The sequence below is a fragment of the Sulfitobacter sp. HI0040 genome (assembly GCF_001634885.1).
Lineage (GTDB): Bacteria > Pseudomonadota > Alphaproteobacteria > Rhodobacterales > Rhodobacteraceae > Sulfitobacter.
Map to the genome: position 1 here is coordinate 1 of NZ_LWEX01000295.1, position 473 is coordinate 473.

Annotated in this window: 1 pseudogene; it reads left to right on the plus strand. The window is 60.9% G+C overall.

What is annotated here, in order from left to right:
* Window positions 1-473: pseudogene (locus A3728_RS14020) on the plus strand (glutamine synthetase); the annotation flags it as partial.

Below are 473 nucleotides of genomic sequence, written 5' to 3' on the forward strand. Positions count from 1 at the left end.
GTGCCATGCTGAAAAAGCAGATCGCGCGGCTGGCCGAGCTTGGCTTTGACGCGATGATGGCGACTGAACTGGAATTCTTCCTCTTTGCCGACAGTCTTGAGACGATCCGGGCGGGGGGCTTTCGCGAGCTGCGCCCGATCAGCGGCTACAACGAGGATTACCACATCTTCCAGACCACCAAGGAAGAGCATGTGATGCGGCCCATCCGCAATCACCTATATGCCGCGGGTCTGCCCATCGAGAATTCCAAGGGCGAGGCCGAGGCCGGGCAGGAGGAGCTGAACATCCGCTATTCCCCGGCGCTGGACTGCGCGGATTACCACACGATCGCCAAACATGCGGTGAAGGAAATCGCGTGGCAGCAGGGCCATGCCGCCAGTTTCCTGCCCAAGTGGCACAAGGACCGGGTCGGAAGCTCCAGCCATGTGCACCAGTCGCTGTGGAAGGATGGCAAACCGGCGTTCATGGACGAG